General features: G+C 41.3%; 16 protein-coding genes and 1 pseudogene. 11 read left to right on the forward strand and 6 right to left on the reverse strand.

Features of this window, described 5'->3' with window-relative positions; genetic code table 11:
- Nucleotides 1-202 precede the first annotated feature (202 nt).
- Both RV00_RS13940 and RV00_RS13945 read right to left on the reverse strand, forming a co-directional pair.
- Nucleotides 203-679, reverse strand: coding sequence for an MGMT family protein (locus tag RV00_RS13940; protein ID WP_071863167.1), 477 nt, complete (start codon nt 677-679; stop codon nt 203-205).
- Between the two features lie 57 nt (nt 680-736).
- The gene (locus RV00_RS13945) at nt 737-1285 is read right to left on the reverse strand and encodes a CDP-alcohol phosphatidyltransferase family protein (RefSeq protein WP_249024108.1); all 549 of its coding nucleotides are present in this window, start codon (nt 1283-1285) and stop codon (nt 737-739) included.
- Between the two features lie 103 nt (nt 1286-1388).
- On the opposite strand from RV00_RS13945, the gene RV00_RS13950 reads away from it, so the two are divergent.
- A complete protein-coding gene (locus RV00_RS13950; protein WP_071863168.1) occupies nt 1389-1955 on the forward strand; it encodes an NAD(P)H-dependent oxidoreductase in 567 nt (188 codons plus the stop codon).
- Nucleotides 1956-1998: 43 nt separating this feature from the next.
- On the opposite strand, the gene RV00_RS13955 is transcribed toward RV00_RS13950, so the two are convergent.
- A complete protein-coding gene (locus RV00_RS13955; protein ID WP_071863169.1) occupies nt 1999-3576 on the reverse strand; it encodes a bifunctional aspartate transaminase/aspartate 4-decarboxylase in 1578 nt (525 codons plus the stop codon).
- A gap of 319 nt (nt 3577-3895) precedes the next feature.
- Between RV00_RS13955 and RV00_RS13960 the strand changes: the two genes are divergently transcribed.
- From RV00_RS13960 to RV00_RS13970, 3 genes are all read left to right on the forward strand, one after another.
- A complete protein-coding gene (locus RV00_RS13960; protein WP_071863170.1) occupies nt 3896-4747 on the forward strand; it encodes a DUF368 domain-containing protein in 852 nt (283 codons plus the stop codon).
- A gap of 322 nt (nt 4748-5069) precedes the next feature.
- Nucleotides 5070-6509 carry a proline--tRNA ligase gene (gene proS, locus RV00_RS13965; protein WP_071863171.1) on the forward strand — a complete coding sequence of 480 codons (1440 nt, stop codon included), beginning with the start codon at nt 5070-5072 and terminating at the stop codon, nt 6507-6509.
- A gap of 261 nt (nt 6510-6770) precedes the next feature.
- Nucleotides 6771-7739 (forward strand): D-2-hydroxyacid dehydrogenase, encoded by a 969-nt coding sequence (locus RV00_RS13970; protein ID WP_071863172.1) that lies wholly within the window; start codon nt 6771-6773, stop codon nt 7737-7739.
- A gap of 178 nt (nt 7740-7917) precedes the next feature.
- Here the strand turns inward: RV00_RS13970 and RV00_RS13975 are convergent, their stop codons facing one another.
- Nucleotides 7918-8853, reverse strand: a complete 936-nt coding sequence (locus RV00_RS13975; protein WP_071863173.1) for an aldo/keto reductase — start codon at nt 8851-8853, stop codon at nt 7918-7920.
- A gap of 556 nt (nt 8854-9409) precedes the next feature.
- Here RV00_RS13975 and hisS point away from each other — a divergent pair.
- The 4 genes from hisS (at nt 9410) to RV00_RS13995 (ending at nt 15506) form a co-directional block, all read left to right on the forward strand.
- A complete protein-coding gene (gene hisS, locus RV00_RS13980; protein ID WP_071863174.1) occupies nt 9410-10708 on the forward strand; it encodes a histidine--tRNA ligase in 1299 nt (432 codons plus the stop codon).
- A gap of 24 nt (nt 10709-10732) precedes the next feature.
- On the forward strand, nt 10733-12505 hold the full coding sequence (aspS, locus tag RV00_RS13985) for an aspartate--tRNA ligase (RefSeq protein WP_071863175.1): 1773 nt from the start codon (nt 10733-10735) through the stop codon (nt 12503-12505).
- Nucleotides 12506-12608: 103 nt separating this feature from the next.
- Nucleotides 12609-13487 (forward strand): YitT family protein, encoded by an 879-nt coding sequence (locus RV00_RS13990; RefSeq protein WP_071863234.1) that lies wholly within the window; start codon nt 12609-12611, stop codon nt 13485-13487.
- Nucleotides 13488-13634: 147 nt separating this feature from the next.
- Nucleotides 13635-15506 (forward strand): acyltransferase family protein, encoded by a 1872-nt coding sequence (locus tag RV00_RS13995; protein WP_071863176.1) that lies wholly within the window; start codon nt 13635-13637, stop codon nt 15504-15506.
- 22 nt (nt 15507-15528) lie between these two features.
- Here the strand turns inward: RV00_RS13995 and RV00_RS14000 are convergent, their stop codons facing one another.
- Together RV00_RS14000 and RV00_RS14005 are read right to left on the reverse strand one after the other, a co-directional pair.
- Nucleotides 15529-15804: a GIY-YIG nuclease family protein gene (locus RV00_RS14000; protein ID WP_071863177.1), complete on the reverse strand. Its 276-nt coding sequence runs from the start codon at nt 15802-15804 to the stop codon at nt 15529-15531.
- Nucleotides 15794-16528, reverse strand: coding sequence for a tRNA1(Val) (adenine(37)-N6)-methyltransferase (locus tag RV00_RS14005; RefSeq protein ID WP_071863178.1), 735 nt, complete (start codon nt 16526-16528; stop codon nt 15794-15796). The genes RV00_RS14000 and RV00_RS14005 overlap by 11 nt, the downstream gene beginning before the upstream one ends.
- Nucleotides 16529-16603: 75 nt before the next feature.
- On the opposite strand from RV00_RS14005, the gene RV00_RS14010 reads away from it, so the two are divergent.
- The 3 genes and pseudogenes from RV00_RS14010 to RV00_RS16945 all read left to right on the forward strand — a co-directional run.
- On the forward strand, nt 16604-17233 hold the full coding sequence (locus RV00_RS14010) for a lysophospholipid acyltransferase family protein (RefSeq protein WP_071863179.1): 630 nt from the start codon (nt 16604-16606) through the stop codon (nt 17231-17233).
- A 125-nt stretch (nt 17234-17358) separates the two neighbouring features.
- The gene (locus RV00_RS14015) at nt 17359-18489 is read left to right on the forward strand and encodes an exonuclease SbcCD subunit D (RefSeq protein ID WP_071863180.1); all 1131 of its coding nucleotides are present in this window, start codon (nt 17359-17361) and stop codon (nt 18487-18489) included.
- Nucleotides 18489-20058: pseudogene (locus tag RV00_RS16945) on the forward strand (AAA family ATPase); the annotation flags it as partial. The gene RV00_RS14015 and the pseudogene RV00_RS16945, both read left to right, overlap by 1 nt.
- Between the last annotated feature and the right edge of the window lie 482 nt (nt 20059-20540).

Consider the following 20540-nt stretch of genomic DNA (forward strand, 5'->3'; position numbering starts at 1 on the left):
AGTGGTTTTCAGAACATACAATAAATTAAAAAAGCCTTCGCCAAAAAATGGCGGAGGCTTTTTTATGAGCTACGCTTTTCTCTGTTTTTCAGATGTAGATAAATGATTACACGAGCGGTATAGCGGAATCGTAGGGGGATGCCGATAAACTCTTTTTCAGTTTTTGGAAAAAGAGTACTTGGACTATTACTTTTTTCAAAAGTTACAACTCATATAGGAAATCTTGGTAATTGGCAACATAGTAACGAAAATTTTTCCGCCCGCGGCAAACGATCGTGTGGCCTTCGGCTTCAAGTTTTTCTTTTTGAGCCATGATTCCGCCAGGATATTTTGGATTGAGTTCTCCTTTGGCTTTTAGTGTCCGCCAATAAGGCGTTGGATCATTGCCCCGTTGGAAGCTGGCCCAAGCAGCGATTGAGATGAAGATGCCAGCAGTAATGGGTTCGGTAAAGTCGGCAGCATTTTCTTTTGCGAAAAAATCTCTAATAGTACCAACTGTAATCACTTTTCCATAAGGAATCTTTTTCATCACTGCATCATAAGCAAGTGGTGGAGCGAAATACATTTTTTCTCCGCCGTAACGCTGGATCGTTTTTTTATCGGTCACGATTTGCATTTTAGGCATTCCTTTGTCTTCATGAAGCATGGCATTAAAATCTTTTTGTTCTTCATTTGCCATAAACTCACCTCCTAGTAATAGTGTAGCGAGAATAAAAATAAGTAGCAATGAGGCAGTTTATTTTTGTTTAAAAAAAGTTGGGCAATTTTTATCTAAGGCAGTAGTAGTTAGAATGATCAATAATTCTTCAAGGGCTGAAAGCAGGGCTAAAAAAATTAGCAAAGTTCCCCAAAGCTTGATTGAGAGCAATAACAAGGCCAACGGTGTCAAAAATAGCAGCAATCCGGTAATTTTATTAAGGTATGTGTGAAGGCTGGCAAATTGTCGAAAGCGAAGATAGCCGATAAAATAGCTAAGTCCTCGAATAGACGCCACCAAACCGACTCCCCACCAAATAAAAGTCGGAAGGTTGATGGTTAAAATAATTCTTAACACCACCGCAGAAAAAAAGAATAAATCTGCGACGCTGTCTAAAAAAGTTCCCAATTGACTGGTCCAATTGAGCTTGCGAGCCAACCAACCATCTAAGACATCTGTTATTCCCGCGAGAAAATAAAGCGGAAAGAAATAGCGAATGGTGACAAAGGGGAGTAAAAAGGAAATGATTATGCGTAAAAATGTTATTATATTGGGAAAGTAAGAAATAATTTTTCCTCCTTTTTGCAAGATAACTTAACTTTAGTCTCTTCTTAGTTTTTTTGACATCTAACTGACATCTAATTGCAATATTTCTGTGCTATTTTTAAAAAAAGGACTGAAGGAGAAAAATATGACAACGACGCTGATTATCGATCATCCTTGGAAAGAAAGTTTCAATCATCAATTATTAAATACGTTGATAGCAGGGTTAGAGGAAGATCAAAAAATCTACAAAGTGATTGATTTGTATAAAGACGGTTTTGATCCTGTCATGAAGACAGAAGAGCTGGCTGGTTATCAGAACGGATTGGTTCTTGATCCGTTAGTTTTACACTACATGAATTTATTGCGAGAGACAACGCAATTAGTAATTGTTTTTCCGATTTGGTGGTACAGTTCACCAGCAAGTTTAAAGGGCTTTCTTGACAAGGTCTTGCTAAATGAATTCGCTTTTTTCGATGGCGGGAATGGCATCCAACCTTTATTGTCGATTGAGTCGGTCGTTGTTTTCACTACCTCGGACCAACCAACGGAAGGCTTGGAGCAACATTGTACGAGAAGCTACAAGCATCAATTAACAACCACCTTGGAAGATGTCGGGCTGCGAAATATTTCATGGTATCATCTTGGCTCATTGAAACAGCTAGGTGAGGACGAACGGCAAGCCTATTTATCCTCTGCTTATAGCAAGCTCTAAAAAAGATTTGAAGCTCATTTGACTTGAGCCTCAAATCTTTTTATTATTTAGCCAAAAATTCATCATGATATTCTTTGAGCACTTTGAGGATTTCGTGGCCAATTAGGCGATAATCCTCTGCAGGCAAATTCGCTTCTGAAACCCGCAACTCACCAGCGATAGCCCCGAAGCCAACGGCATCGATCAAAACGACGCCTTCTTTTTCTGCTAGTGTTTTCAAAAAGTCCATATACTCAAAGTGAGTCGCTAAGTAATGGCGAAATTCTTTGCCATATCTTTCTTCAGCTAGTTGATAGATATTGACTAGCGTATAATATTTTGAATTCTCTTTGCCATCATCAGTCGGTAACTGCAAAGCCGCGAATAATTCTTTGTAGCGCTCGGCGATGATTGCACGTGATGTTTCAATATAAGGATCACTGTCGCCAGCTAACAAATGGGTCAGTGCAAATAAAACTTCCATAATTTGTTGTGGCGTCGATAAACCAGCCGTATGATAGAGACCGATTGAACGGCTGTCAGCAACCATTCGCTCGATAAAAGGCAGTTTTTCAGGCTCGAGTACAACAAGGTCATAGCGCTTAATCAATTGCGCCCGTTCTTTTTCAGGTAATTGGCGAATCAAACGATCAAAGACATTGTCTTTGTGGGCTGCGATCAACCCTAATCGCCAACCAGTCGCGCCGAATAACTTAGAAAAGGAGTAGACCAGCAGTGTATTGTAAGGGGCCACTGCGTAAATCGTTTGAAAGTCTTCAACGAAAGTCCCGTAAACGTCGTCTGTAATGATCATCAAGTCCGGATTTTTTTGAACGACTTCACGAATGGCAGCCAGTGCGTTTGAGTTCAGTGCTTTTGAACCAGGATTGCTAGGATTCACGATAAACAGAGCTTTGACCTTCGCGTCATTTAAACGGTCGATTTCTTCTGGCAATAAGTCCCAATGGTTTTCTTCAGTGGAATGGAGATCGACCTCGACTAATTCGTAATCGGCCAATTCGGGAATCTGTAAATAAGGCGTAAAAATTGGTGTGTTGATGGCGATTCGATCACCTGGTTGAATCAACTTATTCGCCTTTAAAGATTGGAAAATATAAACGATGGCAGCGGTTCCGCCTTCAGTAGGAAAAATTTGAGTTTGATCCGCCAGCTTTGTGCCATTATACAAAGTTGATTCTAAATATTGATTCAAAATAAGTTCGCTGTTTTTTAGCACGCGACTAGGAACGGGGTAGTTATTACCTAACACACCGTCAATCAGCTCTTTGACGAGATCTTCGTTATCAATTTTTAGTCCATCTGTGTAGTCTAATATTTCTAGAAGAAAGTGATCTGTTTCAGTTTCGGCAGTTAAAAAGTGCTTGAAGCGTTTCAAGATCCCCTCTTTTTCTGGGCAGCCGACTAAATCGGCTTGACTAAGCGTTCGCTCAGATTCTTGAACACCAAATTCGACTAAGCGGTTAAAGGCGAGCCGGGCTTTTTTATTGATCCAATTAGGGTTGCCGCGACCAGCGTTCAAAAAAATATTTTTTCGTTGATTTTTTTGCGCCAGTTTCAACATTTGATCGCTGATTTCAAAGGAGCCGAGTTGTTCCAATTCATTTACATTTGAAGTATCCATTGTGAATTACCACCTCCAATACTAGCGTAACGTGCATTGATAATTTAGGCAAATAATTTTAAAAATGAAATTGAGGCTAGTTTTTGCGGCTAAAGGGCGGTGTCTTGGTCAAAGTTAGAAGTAATTGTCAAAATCTCAAAAATTTCTTTAAGTTTTCGACGTGAGCTTAGTGAGAGGTCTTGCGCCCTTTTCTTTTTATCGGTACACTTGCTAAGGTGAAGCTGCTGATCATTGGCGGCAGCGCAATAATCGAGAGTTAGGTATTTTTCTGATTCGAGAAATATTTGTTAGCAACGAATTTAGGAGGACTTATTTTTTTATGGAAAACGAAAAAGTTACACAGCCGAATAAAAGCGACTGGTTTTTACGCTTCATTAAGGGAATGTTCATCGGCTCAGGATTTATCTTACCAGGAGTAAGTGGTGGTGCGTTAGCAGCGGTCTTCGGGATATACGAACGGATTATTTCATTTTTAGCACACATTACGAAAAATTTTAAAGAGAATATTTTATTTTTTATTCCTGTGGGGCTCGGCGGACTGACCGGTGTTTTCGTTCTTTCTTTTGCGGTTAGTTTTTTATTAGGTCAATTCGAAACGATTATGCTGTGGTTTTTTGTCGGCTGTATCATTGGAACGGTTCCTGCGTTATGGAATGAAGCTGGGAAAAAGGGCCGCAATACCAAAGATTTGATTATTTTAGCGGTAAGTTTTGTCGTCGGCTTTTGGTTTTTATGGAAAGGCTCAAGTCTTTTTGGAACCGTGGATCAAAACTTTTTCACATGGATGATTGCTGGGGCGTTGATCGGACTTGGTTTGATTGTACCGGGACTTAGTCCTTCAAACTTTTTAGTTTATATGGGCATGTACAAAGCTATGGCTGATGGCTTTAAGACTGTTGATATGGGTGTAATCATTCCGATCGGAATCGGCGGCTTGATCACTGTTTTAAGTTTATCAAAGGTGATGGACTGGGTATTCAATCGTTATTACGCACCGATGTATCATTTTATTTTGGGAATTGTTTTTGCTTCGACGGTAATGATCGTGCCGACAGATTATAGCGGAATCGGCTTTTTAGGCTTCATCGGCTGCGCTATTTTATGCTTCCTTGGTGCGGCTTTAGGTTGGTGGATGAGCCGCTTAGAAGAACGTTATGTACCAGAAGATTAGAAAAAAATAAAATTTTTACTTGCAATTTTCATGAGAAGTCTTTAATATGGTGTTAAGCATTTGGAATAGTAATAAATTTTATCGGCAGCAGAGAGTTGATTCACCGTCTGAAAGATCAACGCGCCCACTGGGATTTATGAACCTACCAAAGAGGATTGTCGTGAAAGCGACACGCGACTCTAGCGTTATTGGAGCTGAAAGTTGGATCAACTAAGTTTGATCAAGCAAGGTGGTACCGCGAAATTATCCGTTTCGTCCTTACAAATATGTAGGGACGGAACGGTTTTTTTATTTTTATTTTCAATTTTAGGAGGATGCGTGAATGACAAACTTACAAAAAGAAGATTTTTCAAAATGGTATTTACAAACGATCCAAAAAGCTGACTTGATGGATTATTCACCTGTTCGTGGCTGTATTATTTTTAAAGCAGATGGCTGGGAATTATGGGAACACATTCAAGAGGATTTCAATAAATATCTAAAAACTCAGGACATTCGGAATGTCTACTTCCCAATGCTGATTCCTAAACATTTCTTGGAAAAAGAAGAAGAGCACGTTGAAGGGTTTGCACCAGAATTGCCTTGGTTAACAAAAGTTGGCGACGAGCCTTTAGAAGAACCTTACGCATTGCGTCCGACTTCTGAAACATTGATTGGTGATGCTTTTTCTAACTGGATCAATTCTTACCGTGATCTTCCATATGAAATCAACCAATGGGCGAATGTTTTCCGTTGGGAGAAAAAGACAATGCCATTCTTGCGGACATCAGAATTTTTATGGCAAGAAGGTCATACAGCGCATGAATCAGAAGAAAGTGCTCGTGAACGGACAATGGCAATCTTGGAAGCTTATGCGACCTTAATCGAAGATACTTTAGCGATTCCTGTGTACCGCGGACAAAAAACACCGTCTGAACGTTTTGCAGGAGCTGTTGATACGTATTCTGTCGAGGCAATGATGCGTGACGGGAAAGCCGTCCAAGCAGGAACGTCTCATTACCTTGGTCAAAACTTTGCGGAAGCCTTCGATATCAAATTCTTGAACCGCAACAATGAACATGAACATGTTTATACTACTTCATGGGGAATTTCCACTCGTTTGATCGGTTCATTGATCATGGTTCACGGAGACGAACAAGGTTTAGTATTGCCGCCAAAAGTTGCGCCAACGCAAGTGATCTTAGTTCCAGTTGGACCTTGGCAAAAGAACCCTGAGATCCTAGATCGCTTGAAGGAATTAAAAGCGTCATTAGCGCAAAAAGATCTACGTGTTCGAATTGATACGACAGACAATACCCCAGGCTTCAAGTTCAACGAATGGGAGCTTAAAGGTGCGGCGTTACGTGTTGAATTCGGCCCACGTGATTTAGAAAATAATCAAGCCGTTATTAAAATGCGTGACTTAAACGATAAAGAATCCGTGTCCTTAGACGGCATCGAGGATTACATCGTTGAACAATTAGATGTAATGCAAAAACGTTTATTCGATAGTGCTGTTAAACGTTACGAAGCAAATGAACATACGGATATCGATACTCTTGACGAGTTGAAAGCTCATATTGAAAAATCAAAAGCAGCTGGCGAAGTACCAGGCTTTGTCTTGATCGGATGGGACGGAACTGAAGAAACCGAAGCGAAGATCAAAGAAGAAACCGGCTTTACCACTCGTAACATTCCATTCAATCCACCGGTTGAAAAAACGGTCGATATCGTTAGTGGAAAACCTGCGAAGCATACCGTTTGGATTGCTCGCGCCTATTAATTAAAGAAGCCCGCCACAGAATCACTTTATAAAAAGTTTTCGCAAATACTGTTTAAATCAATCAGCCACCAGTATGCAGGACGGTTAGGAATTTAGTTTCCCAAAGGTTGATCTGTGCGGTTATATTCTTAGAGTCTGAAGGAATCATTCGTGATTCTTTCAGGCTTGTTTTTTAGCTTTTCAATTAGAAATACTCTATATACTTTTCATTTTGTTTCTTTTTTAGTATTTTATAGAAAACAGGTAAATAGGAGGAACAAGATGAAAATTGTCGTGCTTGATAGTTACGCGTTGAACCCAGGAGATTTAAGTTGGGAAGGGTTTGAAAAATTTGGAGAAGTGAACCTCTATGATCGAACCTCCTATACTGACAAACAAGAAATTATTCAGCGAATTGGAAATGCGGATGTGATTCTTACTAATAAAACACCGATTGATGAAGAAGTACTTCAAGCTGTTCCGCAATTAAAATATATCGGTGTACTGGCGACGGGCTATAACGTAGTGGATATTGTTGCAGCGAGAAAGCGAGGGATTCCAGTTACCAATATTCCGTCCTATGGGACAAATGCGGTGGCGCAATTTACTTTTGCTCTATTGCTAGAAATAGTGAACCAAGTCGGTCTGCATAATCAATCGGTTCATCAAGGAGAATGGCAACGCAGTAAGGATTTCACGTATTGGCACACACCTTTAATGGAATTAAGCGGAAAAACGCTTGGCTTGATTGGCTATGGGGAGATTGCGCAAACAGTAGCTGATATTGCAAATGCGTTCAAGCTAAAAATAATTTTTTGGAATCATCGAGAAAAGGATTCTCCCGACTGGGTAGAACAAGTTTCATTGAAGGAGCTTTATCAGCAAGCGGATATTATTAGTCTACACGTGCCGCAAACAGAGGAAACAACCAAAATGATCAATCAAGCCGCCATCAAGCAGATGAAAACGGGTGTGATTTTGATTAATACGGCCCGCGGAGGATTGTTGGATGAATTAGCAGTAGCGAATGCGTTGAATGAAGAAAAAATCTATGCTTTAGGTGCAGACGTTGTCTCAAAAGAGCCTATGAGTAGAGACAATCCATTATTAGAAGCTAAGAACTGTTTTCTTACTCCTCATATCGCTTGGGCGCCGATCGAAACGCGAGAACGGTTGATGAAGATTGCTCTAGACAATTTAAGTGCTTTTCTTGCGGGCGAGGAAAAAAATATCGTAAATAAGAGGCTGTGACAGAAGTGTTCAGCTTCAAGAAATAAGAAGGAATTTCCGAAAATTGCTCCTCAAATTTTTGTGAAATTTCGGCTTATTTCCGAAGAAGCTACTTCTGTCACACCGTTTATACGGAAATAGGAGCTGAGACAAATTAATGTCCCAGCTCCTTTTGGTTGGTGTCTATACGGAGTGCTGATTAACGAAACAGATCGTTGATTTGTTCGAAATCTGTTTGCGTTAAGCGAATATCAACAGCTTTCGCATTTGCTTCGACTTGTTCTGCTCGTTTTGCACCGGGGATAACGACATCAATTTGAGGATGCTTCATATACCAAGCCAGTACCAATTGAGCCACCGTCGCATCATAATTGTTCGCAAGTGGTTTTAGTTGATCAACCTTTGCGACGATTTCTTTAAAACGCTCGCCTTTAAAGTCTGGATTTTTACTACGAAAATCACTGTCTTCAAAGTCAGCTTCTTTGTCATATTTACCTGTCAGTAAGCCAGAAGCCAATGGGAAATAGGGAACAAAACTAATATGGTTTTCTTTTAAATAAGGAAACAGTTCTTTTTCGACTTCACGATGAATTAGGCTGAAGCGGTCCTCTACGATATCGACATAGCCATCTTGATTGGCTTCCTTTAATTGCTCTAGTGAAAAGTTTGATACACCGATCGCGCGGATTTTTCCTGCTTCCTTTAATTCATGCAAAGCAGCCACTGCTTCGTTTTTCGGTGTGGTTTCATCTGGAAAATGAATATAAAAAATATCGATGTAATCCGTTTGCAGCCGCTTCAAAGCAGCTTCTACCGCTTCTTTTAAAAATTCTGGCGAGTTATTGAATTTTCCACCTCGACTTGGATCATGAGCAGCTTTTGTCGCAACAATCACTCGTGAACGGTCAAATTCAGGTTCTTGCAAGACCTCACCAATTAATTCTTCCGAACGGCCTTGTCCATAAGAATAAGCTGTATCTAGTAACGTGATCCCATTGTTAAGCGCAGTTCGAACGACTTCTTTTCCCATTTCATCCGTCAAGTTTGGATAGAGATTATGTCCGCCGACAGCGTTGGTTCCTAAACCTAACGCGCTGGCATATACCCGTGATTTTCCGATTCGTACTTCTGACATACTATTCACTCCTCATTTTGCTTGAATTGGCAAACGTGCCATCTTTTTTTAGTTTAGAATAAAGCAGAAAAAAAAGCGAATAATCCTTATTATCCTCGATTGACCACCTGAAATCACTTGACTTTCGAGCTTTTTTTTAGTAGCGTAATAGAAGATAAAAAACATCTAAGAAGGAACGAGTAAATTACTGAAGACGTACAGGAAAAATTGCCTTGACTGAAAGCAATTTCGTAGTAAGTAATCGAAAGACAGTCTGGAGATGAGTGCGTGCAAAGCCACTCCGTTACGCAAGCGTTAATTGCTAGAGAAAAGAGGAAACTCTTTTAAAAAATAGGTGGTACCGCGATCATTTCGCCCTTGTTCAAGACGAACAAGGGCTTTTTTTGACAGTTTTTCTCCTGCTTCAGCAGGTTAGAAAAATGTTATGCGAAACGACAATAAAATATTTTTTGATTTTTGAAAAATGTCTCTGTTGAAATGAGATAGCGATATTTTTTTCTACCTATTATTCATTAATTCTGACAAAAACAATACCCATCATAAAAGGAGACTTACCATGAGTTATCAACGACCTAAAGGGACCAATGATATTTTACCGGGAGAGAGCAACAAGTGGCAATTTGTTGAAGAGACTGCGCGTTTAGTTTTTAGTGATTACCAATACCAAGAAATCCGCACACCGATCTTTGAACACTACGAAGTGATCGCCCGTAGTGTTGGGGACACAACGGATATCGTTTCAAAAGAAATGTATGATTTTCACGACAAAGGCGAGCGCCATGTGACTTTACGTCCTGAAGGAACGGCACCGATTGTTCGGGCGTACGTAGAAAATAAATTATTTGGACCAGAATTCAAGAAGCCTTACAAGGTTTATTATACAGGCCCGATGTTCCGATATGAACGTCCGCAAAAAGGTCGCTTACGTCAATTCCATCAAATTGGAGTCGAAGCTTTTGGTAGCGAAAATCCCAGCTTGGACGTCGAAGTGATGGCTATGGCAATGGATTTCTTCAAACAATTAGGCATCAATCAATTACGATTAGTCATCAATACTTTAGGGGACAAAGAAACCCGAAGCAATTATCGTCAAGCATTGATTGAATACTTAGAAGCCCACGAAGCAGAACTAAGTGAGGATTCGAAGCGTCGCTTACACGAAAATCCATTACGGGTTCTAGATAGTAAGGATCGTAAGGATCAGCCAGTAGTTGCGGATGCACCAAGTATTCTAGATTATTTAAGTGATTACGCGAAGAAATATTTTGAAGGCGTGACTAAAACGCTAGAATATTTGAACATTCCTTACGAAATTGATCATCGAATGGTTCGCGGTTTAGATTATTATAATCATACGATTTTTGAGATCATGAGCGACGCTCCAGGAATGGGCGCGCAAACAACGATTTGTGGCGGCGGCCGTTATGATGGCTTAGTTGAAGAACTTGGTGGACCAGAAACACCTGGGATCGGGTTTGCAATGGGAATCGAACGAATCTTACTGACTTTAGAGCAAGAAGACGTGATGGTACCGGACGCGACTAATTTGGATGCTTATGTTGTCGGTTTAGGTGAGGCGACGAATATGGAGACCTTAAAAGTTGTTCAAGCGATTCGCGGTTTTGGTTTTTCTGCTGATCGCGACTTCATGGGACGCAAGGCCAAAGCACAATTTAAAACGGCGGACAAAGAAGGCGCTAAACTGGTCTTAACTTTAGGAGAAGACGAATTAGCGAACGGCGTGATCAATGTGAAGGATTCTGCAACTAGAGAAGAAAAAGCATTTCCATTGGCGGATCTGTATGAAAACTTCGCAGCGATCTACGATGAAATGACAGCACCAAAATTTGATTAAAAGAAATGGTAGGAGGAATAAAAAATGGCTAGACGTACTGTCTATTGCGGACGCGTGTCCGAAGAATATTTAGAGCAACAAGTAACATTAAAAGGGTGGGTTCAAAAACGTCGTGACTTAGGTGGGTTGATCTTTATTGATTTGCGTGACCGTGAAGGCGTTGTGCAAGTAGTCTTTAACCCGGAAGAATCAAAAACAGCTTGGGAAGTGGCGGATCAATGCCGTAGCGAATTTGTTGTTGAAATTACCGGAACCGTGATCCGTCGTGATGCAGGTGCCGTCAATAAAAAAATGAGTACTGGTGAGTTTGAAGTCAAAGGAGAAGACATTACGATTTTGAACAGTGCCAAGACACCACCTTTCTCAATTGAAGATGAACAAAATATCAGCGATGAAGTTCGTTTGAAATACCGCTACATGGATTTACGTCGTCCAAAAATGGCGAAAAATATCATGATGCGTCATCAGTTGACGAAATCTGTTCGTCGTTTCTTAGATGACAATGATTTCTTAGATATCGAAACGCCATACTTGGCAAAATCAACCCCAGAAGGCGCGCGGGATTACTTGGTACCTTCACGGGTGCATGCGGGACATTTTTATGCTTTGCCGCAATCACCGCAAATTTTGAAACAATTATTAATGACAGCCGGCTTTGACCGTTATTATCAAGTCGTTCGTTGTTTCCGTGACGAAGATTTACGTGGCGATCGCCAACCTGAATTTACTCAGATTGATATTGAAACCAGCTTTTTGACTGCTGAAGAAATTCAAGAATACACGGAAGCAATGATCGCACAAGTGATGAAGGATGTACGTGGTATCGAAGTGACATTACCATTCCCTCGTATCACTTGGGACGAAGCGATGGAACGTTATGGTTCAGATAAACCAGATACACGTTTTGACATGGAATTGATTGATGTGACTGAGATCGCTGCGGCGACTGATTTCAAAGTTTTCCGAATGGCTTCAGACAATGGTGGTGTTGTCAAAGCGTTGAATGCCAAAGGTGCGGCTGACAAATATTCTCGTAAAGAATTGGATCGTTTAGGTCAATTTGTCGGTCAATTTGGAGCAAAAGGCTTGGCTTGGATCAAAGTTGATGAAAACGGAGAATTGACTGGACCAATCGCGAAATTCATGGGCGGCGTCAGCGATGAATTGAAGAAAGCAACGAATGCAGAAGCCGGCGATGTATTGATGTTTGCGGCGGATCAATTTTTAACTGCTGTGACGGCTTTAGGCGCGGTTCGTTCCAAAGTTGGGAAAGAGCTTGGCTTGATTGATGAAGATCGTTTCGATTATTTATGGGTCGTTGACTGGCCACAATTTGAATTTGACCAAGAAGCGGGTCGTTACGTGTCTGCTCACCATCCATTCACAATGCCGATGGAAAAAGATATTGAAAACTTGAAGGATCATCCAGAAAAAGTATACGCTCAAGCCTACGATATCGTCTTGAATGGTTACGAATTAGGTGGCGGTTCATTGCGTATCAATACTCGCGAATTGCAAGAGCAAGTCTTTGAAACGTTAGGCTTTACTCGTGAAAGTGCCAATGAACAATTCGGTTTCTTGTTAGAAGCATTGGATTATGGTTTCCCTCCAATCGGCGGAATCGCTCTTGGTTTGGATCGATTTGCGATGTTGCTAGCTGGTGAAGATAATATTCGTGAAGTGATTGCCTTTCCTAAAAATGGGAAAGCAGCTGATCCGATGTCAGATGCACCAAGCACCGTTTCCCCACTACAACTTTATGAGTTGAGTATCGATGTGACTAAAGTAGAAGAATAAGAAAATACTAAGAGATGCACCTGCCTCCATGGTAGGTGCTTTCTTTTTTTCATGAAAATACGTATAATGTGATTGAATTTTTGAAATGAGGCGGAAGTACATGATGAAAAAGAAGATAGAGGAGTGGCCCCATCACGATTACGCCACCCGCTTATCTGTCGCAGTTGTTTATGCATTTTTAGCGGCGATCGCCGTAAACTTTTTTTACCAGCCCGGACATATCTATTCTAGCGGAGCAACCGGGTTTGCCCAAATATTGACGACCTTGTCTCATCGGGTAGTTGGATTTACCGTACCAGTATCTATTACGCTGTTCTTAATCAATGTACCATTGTTTTTCTTGGCATGGTTCAAGATCGGTCATAAATTTACTATTTTTACCTTCATCACTGTATTTTTAACGTCTTTCTTTATCCATATCATTCCTGAAACGACCTTGACCAAGGACCCAATCATCTGTGCGATCTTTGGCGGTGCGATTATGGGAGTGGGGATCGGTTTTGCGTTGAAGAATGGCTTGTCCTCTGGTGGTCTGGATATTCTGAGTATCACGATCCGCAAACGTACAGGGCGTTCAGTTGGGTCGATCTCGATTATTTTCAACGTTATGATTATGCTGATGGCGGGAATTCTATTTAGCTGGCAATATATGTTCTATTCTGCGCTGGCGATTTTTATGAGCGGCAAATTAACCGATGCGCTTTATACAAAACAGCGGAAGATGCAGGTCATGATTGTTACTAAATGTCCTGATCGCGTCATCGAAGGGATTCAAGATCAAATGCGCCGCGGGATTACGATCATCAATGAAGCGGAAGGTGCGTATAAGCATGACAAGCAGACGGTTTTATTTACGGTCGTGACGCGTTTTGAATTGCCAATGCTTGAGGCGATTATGCGAGAAACAGATCCGCAAGCCTTTGTCAGCATTTCTGAGAATGTTCGAATTTTAGGACGCTTTTACGAAGAAACGATGGATTAAAGCTGGAACGATTTTTGTTCCAGCTTTTTTTTAAATTGTTTAGGAAATCTTTTTTTTCTTGAGAAAATGTTGCAGTTTCCCCCGTTTGAACGTATAGTTAAAATTGGTATTTTATTGATATTCTATAGTAAAGTTGGAAAATAAATTATGGAAAAAAGACTTAAAAACAGTCGTTATATTACTGGCTTTGACGGTATTCGTTCTTTAGCAGTGATAGGCGTTATCTTATATCACTTATTGCCTTCGCAAATGCGTGGGGGGTATTTGGGTGTTCCGGTTTTCTTTGCGGTCTCCGGTTATTTGATTACCGATTTGCTTTTACAGGAATGGAAGCAGACAGGAAAAATCAACATTAAACAATTTTATTATCGGCGCATGAAGCGGTTGTACCCAGCGCTGGTGGCGATGCTGATCGGTGCTTCAGCCTACATCACTTTATTTCAGCGCAATCTGCTAAACAATTTACGAGGCAATGTCCTTAGTAGTTTGTTTTATGTGAACAATTGGTGGCAGATCAATCACGGAATGTCTTACTTTGATCGGTTTGCTGGCGAATCGCCCTTTACCCATATTTGGTCATTGGCAGTTGAATCACAAAACTATTTGATCTGGCCGGTCGTGTTCGTTCTCTTGATGAAATTTATAAAAAACAAAGCCAATGTCTTTTTTAGTATTTTAGGAGCGGCCCTTGTTTCGGCCATTTTAATGGCGGTCTTGTATGTTCCCGGTTCTGATCCAACAAGAGTTTATTACGGGACTGATACCCGCTTATTCTCAATTTTACTTGGGGGCGCTTTGGCATTCATTTGGCCAAGCACTCGTTTAAAAGCACAAATTCCGCCGCAGGCCAAGCGGATTTTGAATGGCGTAGGATTAGTTACGATGATCTTATTGATCCTCGCATTTTTATTTTTACGAGATGATCTGACCTTTGTCTATTATGGCGGGATTGTTTTAGTTAGCCTTTTAAGCATCTTGTTAGTAGCGATTACTGCCCATCCTGGCGCGAGTTGGAATCGCTGGTTGACCAATCCGGTCTTTAGCTGGATCGGCAAACGTAGCTATGGGATCTACTTGTATCAGTTTCCAGTCATGATCTTTTACGAAGCGAAAGTGAATGTCGCGAATCATATTTTTCTCCATACGATCGTAGAAGTTCTTTTGATTGGCTTAGTTACCGAGCTGTCTTACCGTTTTGTAGAAAAGCCGTTGCGCTACTTCAATTATCGTAAGAGCTTTGCTACGTTGAAAAATTCTTTTTATGCACCGTTAAAAAGCCGGCGCAAGATTGGCTTTATTTTCAGCGGGTTGCTCACACTGATTGCTGTGGCGGGGATTATCATCGCACCGACGAATCAAGTCGATGCCAATCAACAAGCGTTACAAAAACAAATTGAGCAAAATAAAAAGGCTGCGGATAAAACCGAAACGATTCAATCAAGCAGCGAAACACAACAGACCGATCAAACGACCGAAAGCTCCGAGGCTCCCAAAAGTCTGGCTGATAAATATAGTTTGAGCAATCGCGAAATAACGAAAGCGAAAAATTTGAAGATCACCGCCTTTGGCGATTCTGTTTTATTAGCTGGTTCAAAAGGACTGACGGAAATATTCCCCAAAATGGTGGTTGATGGTGAAGTTGGTCGGCAATTGAAAGATAGCCCACCATTGTTGCAAACCTTAAAGGACAAGGGCGAATTAAACGATACCGTTTTATTAAGCTTAGGAACAAATGGTCCTTTTAACCAAGATGACTTTGCTCAGATTATGAATATTTTAGGCGATAAGCATCAGGTCTTTGTACTAAATACCCATGTACCGACACGTCGCTGGCAAAATGATGTGAATAGTACCTTAGATACCGTTGCGAAAGAGTACAAAAATGTTCACCTGATTGATTGGTATGGCTATAGTAATACGCATCCTGATTGGTTCTATGATGATCAAGTCCATCCAAATGAAGGGGGCTCGATCCATTATTGTTCATTGATTGCCAAAGAAATTTTAAAAGGGCAATAAATAAAAACGTTTTGTGAGTCACTCACAAAACGTTTTTTGCTTGTTGGGTCAGTAAGTAGTGTTCTTTTTGCTTACGAGGTAATCTTTTAAAGGCGGCCTCGGCTTTGGTAGCCTCACTGCGAGTCGCAAAGCGTTCAGCATGGATCATCTGAACCGGTCGTCGGCTTTTTGGGTGAGTATATTTTGCACCTGTCCCAGCATTGTGTTCTTTCAAACGGCGAGCCAATTCAGTCGTATAGCCGCCATAAAAGGACTGGTCGCTGCAAAGTAAAACGTAAAAATAATGATCAGTTGCCATAAAGCATCTCCTGTAAGGCGGGTGAGTAGCTGCCAGAGTCGTCATAAGTATATAATGGTGGCAGAAAACGCAGACCGTCTTTCTTGCCATCTTTGATTCCTTCGATTAAAAGGACGTTGGCTTCTTTTCCTGGCTTCGGATAAACGAATTGGATTCGCTTTGGTGCGATTCGATTGGCTCGCAAGCAATCGACGATCTCTAAAAAACGATCCGGACGATGCACCATTGTAAAGCGGCCGTTCATTTTTAATAATTTTGCTGAGACTTGAACGACATCTGCTAATGTCGCGTGGATCTCGTGGCGGGCGATTGCTAAGTGAGGATTCGGATTTTTTTTACTGGTTGGCAGTTCTTTAAAATAAGGCGGATTGCAAACAACTAAGTCGGTCGAATCGGCCCGAAAAAAATCAAATGTATTTTTTAAATCTAATTCGTGCATCGTTAATTGATTTTCCAAGTGGTTCAATGCAATACTGCGTTGCCCCATATCAGCTAAGCGCGGCTGTAATTCAATCTGATCAATGCTAGCAGAAGTCTTACGGCTCAAAAAAAGTCCGACGGCACCATTGCCGGCACACAGATCAATAATTTTGCCATATTTAGGCGCACGCGCAAAATTGGCTAAAAGTACTGCGTCAATCGAGAAAGAAAAGACCTCTGAACTTTGGATGATTTGAATATCTTCCGCGTAAAGCTGATCAATTCGTTCACCTTTTTTTAACAATTTCAATTGCCCCCTTAAAAAAATCATACCGTTGTATTATACTACGTTTAGTCAGATAACTGAAAGGAAGAAAAAATGTTTTTTAAAATTATTCGTGTGATCGCTCGAGGGATTTTAGCGGTCGTTAACGGCAATGCTCATTATCAAAATCAAGATAAATTACCAGAGGGGAATTATATTTTAGTTGCTCCCCATCGGACATGGTGGGACCCAGTTTATATGGCGTTAGGCGCATCGCCGAAACAATTTAGTTTCTTAGCGAAGGCGGAGCTGTTTAAGAATCCAGTGTTACGATTTATCTTAGTCCACTTGAATGCTTTTCCGGTGGATCGTGACAAGCCTGGCCCAAGCGTAGTCAAACGTCCAGTCAAAATGTTGAAAGACTCAGACAAAAGCTTGATTATGTTTCCTAGCGGCACCCGTCATTCCTCTGAATTAAAAGGCGGGATGGCTTTGATTTCTCGTTTGTCAAAAAAGCCGATCGTACCGTCTGTTTATCAAGGGCCAACGAAGTTTTCTCAGCTATTTAAACGAACACCAGTGATTATTCGCTTTGGCGATCCAATCGATCTTTCAGATATTAAAAAAATGGACAAAGCTGGTTTAGCAGAAGTCGAACGTCGAGTGCAAGGTGCTTTCGATCAGTTGGATCATGAAATCGATCCTAATTTTAAATACGTGGCCAAGGAAAAGAACGCTGATTGATCTCAGCGTTCTTTTCTTTGGTTAGACAAGTTTTTTTCTAAAACAACATCCACTTGCTAAGCAGAAAAAAATAGGGAATCGTGTTATACTTTTGGGAAGGACTAAATGAGGAAAAGGGTGGATCAATGAAAGTTTTACATACGGCTGACTGGCATATTGGCAAAAAGCTGCATGGCTATGACCTACTGTCAGATCAAGCATATATTCTTGATCAAATACTTAAAATCGCTAAAACAGAGGCGGTGGATGCAATTATCATTGCGGGGGACTTATATGATCGTTCTGTCCCTTCTGAAGACAGTGTCCGGTTATTAAATCAAACGATCGCTAAATGGAACTTAACCGAAGGCTTTCCCTTACTAGCAATTTCAGGCAATCATGATAGTGCCACTCGTTTGGCTACCGGGGCACCATGGTTCGATCAAGCCGATTTCCATCTCCATACCCGGTTACAAGAAGCCTTCACGCCGGTGGTAATGGGAAACGTCCAATTTTATTTACTGCCTTATTTTGAACCAGTTGATGCGCGGATCTATTTTGAAGATTCAGAGTTGCGGACGATCCAAGCGGCGATGCCGAAAGTCATTGAAGAAATGAAGGCAAGTTTTGATCCGACGATGAGCCAGATTCTAGTTAGTCATTTTTTTGTTGCTGGCAGCAGCAAAACCGATTCTGAGACGAAGATCGAAGTTGGTGGCTTAGACGGGATCAATGGCCGTTTATTAACTGATTTTAATTATGTCGCGTTAGGCCATCTTCATGGAAAAGATGCTTTGAAGTTGGAAAACGCCCGCTATAGCGGTTCCCCTTTAAAATATTCATTATCGGAGAAGGATCAGACGAAAGGTGTTTGGATCGTTGACACCGAGACAAGTACTTTCACTTTTCATGAATTGACTCCGTTACACGAGATTCAAGAGTTGCATGCCAGTTTTGAGGAGCTATTAGATCCAGCTTATTATGAAAGAGTTGAACGGGAGGACTATTTGTCTATTCTTTTAGAAGATCGGGCAGTCATTCCAAATTTAATGAATCAATTGCGGCAAGTCTATCCGCGGATCATTCAAGTTCAGCGGCTCAACGGCTATGAGACAGCGGTAGAGAATCGCTTGAAGGCTGAGAGTCTTAAAGAAAAATCACCGGTCACCTTGACCGAAGAATTCTTCACCGAAGTTTCTCAAACGGAGCTGTCACTTCAACAGAAGCAGTGGATCGAAGAAGGACTGCAGGCGCTGATTAAAGGAGGGATCAACTGATGCTTCCAAAGAAAATCATTATGGAAAATTTTGGTCCCTTTCTACATGAAGAAGTGGACTTTGAACAGATGACCGAAGCGCCTTTATTTTTGATTAGCGGTAAGACTGGCGCAGGGAAGACGACTATTTTCGATGCGATCACCTTCGCATTATACGGAGATGCGTCAGGTGGTGTGCGTTCTTCCAATGAGATTCGTTCGTCCTTTGCTGAACCTTCGGAAGAAACCCGGGTACAATTTCTCTTTGAGCACCAAGGAAGAAATTATTCCATCGAGCGCTGGCCCAAACAGACCTTAGCCAAGAAAAATGGCAAAGGCGAGACGACGAAAAATCAAAAAGTCCAATTAAGTGTCTTTAACGATTTAGGACAAGAAGCTGAAGTCTATACAAAGGTCGATGCGGTAAATGACGTAATCTATCAGATTCTGCATTTGCAAAAAGATCAGTTCAAGCAGATCGTGATGCTGCCGCAGGGAGAATTTCGCACCTTTTTGAATGCTAATAGTACGGAAAAAGAAATGGTCCTGCGAAGTTTATTCGGAACGAATTTTTATCGGAATTTCACTGAGAATCTAAAAATCCAGAAACAGGATTTAGAAAAAGCAGTAGGCGAGTTGACGACTCGGATCGATCAATTATTTCAGCAAGTTTTAAGCGAAAAAGGCCTGACCTATGAAGAATCCTTGAATCTGGCTAACGTATATTTAGCCGAGGAAGAACAGGTATTGCAGACCGAGAAGCTAGCATTGTCTGATAAAGAGCAGGAGTTAAAAAATTCCCAGTTACAATTCCAAAAAGCTCAGGAACTAGCTGAAAACTTTCAGCACTATCGTAGTGCTCAGCAAACCTTGCAGCAATTAGACGCACGCTTACCAGAAATTGAAGAAATGAAAAAGCAACTGGTCCGTGAGAAGAAAATCCAACAGATCCGTCCAACCTTTGAACGAGTCCAAGAATTAATCAAGCTGCAAGAACAGCAAAGCTTGGAAGAAACAGCCAATCAGCAGCAGGAAAAAGTCTTGCAGCAGCAAATCGAACAATGTCAAAAAGAAGGTGCTGAATTCGACCAGCAACGCCCTGAATGGCTTGAAAAAGAAAAAGAGAACCAACAATTAGTTTCTCTCTTGCCTCTCGTTAAGCAGCGGGAACAATTGCTGCAGGAAAAACAGATGCTGGCTGACCAGTTGATAAAACAAAAAGCACAGCAAACCCAGATCAACGAAGGATTAAAACGGTCTGAAGAGCAACAAAGAACCTTGCAGCATAAAATCAGCGCTGAAAAAAAATGGCAAGATCGACGTTATCAAGAATTACAATTTCGGCAAAGGATGGATCAGTTACAAGCGTTGGCAAATCAAGTTTTCCAGCAGCAAGAAGAGGAAGAAGATCAACAGATTAAATTAGCACAATTGGTTGAAACCGTTAGTCGAACGAGTAACCGCTTAACGAGTGAAACCGGCGATTATAAAAAATTAAAAAGTCAATGGGCAGCTGCTGAGATTGCTCGTTTAAGTTTAGAACTGTTGCCTGGCGAGCCCTGTCCTGTTTGTGGTTCTAAGGAGCACCCCGCAGCGGCGCAACATTTTCAGCTCGGCTCGGAAGATTTGGTTCAGCTACAGCTAGAGCTTGAAACCAAAGAAGCTCAAATCAAAGAACTGGAGACGTTGAAGGAACAAACCGAAGCACGTTTTGAAATGGCGAAGCAGGCGTTTGATAAGTTACAATCCCTGCGTTTAGCTACCCAAGAAGAACTGGAGCAACAGCTTCATCAATACCATCAAGCCTTCTCTGATTATTATCAAAGTAGTGTCGAGGCAGAGATTAAAGAGCTGGAAGAGTTTCTTGTAGACCGGCAAACAGAGACTAGTAAGGCGTTGTCGGAGATTGCTGAAGCAGAAGAAACCCTTCAGCAGCTAAAATCAGAAACGGAAGCCGCGGAAAAAGCAAAGGTCGAGCTTGAAACGAAGTTGACGACACTTCAAAGTGAGAGTCAAACGTTGGTTGGTCGGATTACAAGTCTGATTGAACAAACGGAGCAGTGGCAACTAGAC

Origin of the sequence: Enterococcus devriesei (genome assembly GCF_001885905.1) — a bacterium.
Classification (GTDB): Bacteria; Bacillota; Bacilli; order Lactobacillales; family Enterococcaceae; genus Enterococcus_A; species Enterococcus_A devriesei.

Bases quoted from the DNA above. Each gene is read 5' to 3' on its own strand.
- RV00_RS13990 (WP_071863234.1), top strand. From the start codon at position 12,609: ATGAAAAAGAAGATAGAGGAGTGGCCCCATCACGATTACGCCACCCGC.
- RV00_RS14010 (WP_071863179.1), top strand. From the start codon at position 16,604: ATGTTTTTTAAAATTATTCGTGTGATCGCTCGAGGGATTTTAGCGGTC.
- RV00_RS13960 (WP_071863170.1), top strand. From the start codon at position 3,896: ATGGAAAACGAAAAAGTTACACAGCCGAATAAAAGCGACTGGTTTTTA.
- RV00_RS13995 (WP_071863176.1), top strand. From the start codon at position 13,635: ATGGAAAAAAGACTTAAAAACAGTCGTTATATTACTGGCTTTGACGGT.
- aspS (WP_071863175.1), top strand. From the start codon at position 10,733: ATGGCTAGACGTACTGTCTATTGCGGACGCGTGTCCGAAGAATATTTA.
- RV00_RS13950 (WP_071863168.1), top strand. From the start codon at position 1,389: ATGACAACGACGCTGATTATCGATCATCCTTGGAAAGAAAGTTTCAAT.
- RV00_RS14000 (WP_071863177.1), bottom strand. From the start codon at position 15,804: ATGGCAACTGATCATTATTTTTACGTTTTACTTTGCAGCGACCAGTCC.
- RV00_RS13975 (WP_071863173.1), bottom strand. From the start codon at position 8,853: ATGTCAGAAGTACGAATCGGAAAATCACGGGTATATGCCAGCGCGTTA.
- RV00_RS14015 (WP_071863180.1), top strand. From the start codon at position 17,359: ATGAAAGTTTTACATACGGCTGACTGGCATATTGGCAAAAAGCTGCAT.
- RV00_RS13940 (WP_071863167.1), bottom strand. From the start codon at position 679: ATGGCAAATGAAGAACAAAAAGATTTTAATGCCATGCTTCATGAAGAC.
- hisS (WP_071863174.1), top strand. From the start codon at position 9,410: ATGAGTTATCAACGACCTAAAGGGACCAATGATATTTTACCGGGAGAG.
- RV00_RS13955 (WP_071863169.1), bottom strand. From the start codon at position 3,576: ATGGATACTTCAAATGTAAATGAATTGGAACAACTCGGCTCCTTTGAA.
- RV00_RS13970 (WP_071863172.1), top strand. From the start codon at position 6,771: ATGAAAATTGTCGTGCTTGATAGTTACGCGTTGAACCCAGGAGATTTA.
- proS (WP_071863171.1), top strand. From the start codon at position 5,070: ATGACAAACTTACAAAAAGAAGATTTTTCAAAATGGTATTTACAAACG.